Genomic DNA, 343 nt, shown 5'->3' on the forward strand with positions numbered 1-343 from the left:
ATCCGCCGGCTTGTGCGCCTTGCACCCGGGCTCTATCGTTTCCCTGTCGCTGACACCAGCGAACAGGCTTGGCGGCCTGGTTTCGAAAGGCGCAACAATACCCCTCAGCGTTATTGCGATGCTTCTGGCATTGGCATTCGTTATGACGGGTTGCGCAAGGATCCCCTCGGGGATACCGGGTTCCTTTCGTTCCGGGCCGCCAACCTTGTGTAATCCGTCACCCCAACTGCTTGGCGGCAGCCGGTGACGGTTCCTATACGAAAGGAGCTTCACTATGTTCAAGATCACACCAAACCCTCCAGAAGCAGACCCCAACTCTCCTTATCTGGACGGCCTCAACGCA

At 57.7% G+C, this 343-nt stretch carries 1 protein-coding gene; it reads left to right on the top strand.

Translation table 11 applies throughout. The features are described from left to right. Positions 1-213: hypothetical protein (locus OC610_RS29070; RefSeq protein ID WP_264433295.1), on the top strand; the 213-nt coding region annotated here is incomplete at its 5' end. Positions 214-343 lie beyond the last annotated feature (130 nt).

Source organism: Pseudomonas agronomica, from assembly GCF_025917275.1.
GTDB classification, from domain to species: Bacteria; Pseudomonadota; Gammaproteobacteria; order Pseudomonadales; family Pseudomonadaceae; genus Aquipseudomonas; species Aquipseudomonas agronomica.